The sequence below is a fragment of the Enterobacter sp. Lyrl_3 genome (genome assembly GCF_051948675.1).
Classification (GTDB): domain Bacteria; phylum Pseudomonadota; class Gammaproteobacteria; order Enterobacterales; family Enterobacteriaceae; genus Enterobacter; species Enterobacter cloacae.
This window is the reverse complement of record NZ_JAYJLI010000046.1, coordinates 1-2580: the sequence shown is the minus strand read 5'-3', so window position 1 is coordinate 2580 and position 2580 is coordinate 1. Positions and strand designations below refer to the sequence as shown.

General features: G+C 45.4%; 1 protein-coding gene and 1 pseudogene. One reads left to right on the top strand and one right to left on the bottom strand.

Translation table 11 applies throughout. The annotated features are described in order from the left end of the window. A pseudogene (locus VF709_RS24705) lies at positions 1-127 on the bottom strand (inovirus Gp2 family protein); the annotation flags it as partial. Positions 128-412: 285 nt separating this feature from the next. Between VF709_RS24705 and VF709_RS24700 the strand changes: the two are divergent. Beyond that, positions 413-1225 (top strand): hypothetical protein, encoded by an 813-nt coding sequence (locus VF709_RS24700; protein ID WP_440232459.1) that lies wholly within the window; start codon positions 413-415, stop codon positions 1223-1225. The last annotated feature ends 1355 nt before the right edge of the window (positions 1226-2580 follow it).

The following is a 2580-nucleotide window of genomic DNA, read 5'->3' as shown; positions in this document are numbered from 1 at the left end:
AGGCGGCTGGTGTATCCGGCAGCCGGAGGTCAACGCGCAGGGCCAGCACGCGGGTATAGGCGTTAAGTGCAAAATTGAAGGTATCGGCGATACGTTGCTGCCAGTAAGGGTCGTAGGTGTAACTCATTGAAATGGACTCCAGTTGATTTGTGTTCATAACCATTACCGGCGTCGTTAAAAAAAACTTTTTGCTTTCGGCGGGTCCTTCAGAGACGGCTGTATGCGCTGACATATCAGCGGTGACAGCAGGAGCACGCAACGGGCAATAGCACAGCGACTGAAGCCATGAGATAACAACGATTCGGGTGCCAGGTGATTCAAAGGCTGCGAAAAAACAGTCTTCCCGTTACCGACACGTGGAGGGTTTCAGTGAACAATGGGTATGCACAGATGAGAACCAGAGGGAGTAAAAATGATTATTGGCGTTGATGAAGCACCGGAGATCGCACTGGCATTGCTGGAAGAGAAACTTCATAACTGGCGGTATTCCGCCAACCCCATATGGCCGTCAACCTGGCCTGTTTTTAATCGCCTTATCGAACGTCAAGACGAGATGGCGGTAGTGTACAGGGAGATCGCATCCGGCAACTTCACCAGGCAACAGTTCTGGAGACTGCTTGAGCAGATTATCCATGCGGGCAGCTTTGGAACCGATGAGCGTTTTGCAACACTGCGGGCTGACCATCAGGAGCTTGTCGTCCTGAATGACAATATCAGCGCCATGAGCATGCAACTGGCTGAAATGCTGGAACGACGCGCGGAGCTATGCGAGAACGGCCACTTTGGATGTGACCGTATGCTAAAACTCATGGCGTTTATCGATGATGCCGGAGAGGGTAACGATCATTACCAGTCGTTTCTTAAGCCAGAATTGCAGCGACTCAATAGTTTCGATCTTCGCTACTGGCCTGACATTGCCGGGATCATTCGCTCGCTGGGGATGGAGGAGGTGGAGATAACATTTAAAGATGAAGCCACAGAGGCGATTATCAACGCCCGAAGGCCTTCACGGACAGATTTCTTCAGGGAGTTATTCGATAACATCAGTATGCAAAAAACCGGGGACCACTACGGATTACCACGAGCGTTCAAACTCTCAGATGCAGCACTGGCGACGATTTGTAATATTACCCGCGATTTGCCACCCGATGACCTCGTTGACGCAGTTTACGTGAAACGAACCCGCCATCGACTGCAAACGCAGGGCTTTAGCGCCGTATGGTGAAGTCTCCAGTCCCATGAGATAGTCATTACCCGGTTTACAGAAGGGTCAGGCACTGGCCCCAGCATTGACCTGGCTTAAAGAGCGGGGAGATTACACTGGCCTGTTCTTCTCCTGAAGAGCAAATATCGCCCTGTCGGGATACACGTTCTTCGGGAAAGACGCTGACTTACATCCAGTAAAAACGATATTATTCTCTCGTTCGATGATCCCGCTACATAATCGTTATCAAGACTACGGCTTAAACGCGCTGTAACGCATCAGGAGCGACGTATTCATTCCATCCACAGATTTCCACTGTAGTGATCTTCAATGCGGTTATACAGGCTTACAGGAAGTAACAACGGTATAAAGCACTACAACGTTCAATGAGTTATCGAATGCCTTACGATTATCACCAGGATAACCAGCCATTCTAATTCACTATAAAACGACTATTCTGTTCATAGAACAAGAAGGGCTATTATCACCAGCACGGATAATGCCCCACTTACAGGCATTATCAGTACTCAGATACAAGTATATCCAAAAAAGCTTCAGGAATAATCGTTCACCGTAGTATCTGTAACTGGCAGGTATCGTAAGGATTAATATCAAGCAGGAAGAGCAATGCTCATAAAACTACTACAGGTTAGTTAACTGACTTAACGTTTAATGCTCATCACCAATATCGTTGAGATACTGCGATTCAATTAAACACCATGCCTGTAGCCAAGACCAGGTATACTTAACGAGTAATGAGTCGTTGATAATAGTTTTCCACTTGCCAGGTATAACCACTCACCTTAACCAATGACTACTCTGTGTCATGATAATTAGAACACTGACATCAATCACCTTCATTTTCACTCTGGTGCGTATTACTCCATGTGTATTCATGTAAATACCCATTACTTAATGTTAGTCCCTCAATGAATATTGAGCCTTCAGGAGTCAATACATTGACTGAATGTGTCAATGTATACCATTCAATTGTACTATCACCTTAGTGATTATCTTCAGGGGATAATACCCTCTTCGGTATGCTCCATTTACTGATAACACACCCTTGATTAATACCATCAATGATAATAACCCTTCTTTAATATATTAATACCAATCCAACAGATTCAGCGTAGTGATAACATAGAGATAACCATGCCAGACAGTGCTTATCTACAATGAATACCCCACAAAGTTACTCTGGAATTATCATTGCCAGTTAAATAGAAATAAAACATCAATTACATCAGGCGTCTTACAAAGAATTGACATCCGTAATCAGCATATGCCACAGAAGGCCGTATGCCACGTTCTGGACTGCGAACTAAGAATATTTACGGGTAAGCCAGCCTGATGTTAAAAATGCTTCCTGATGT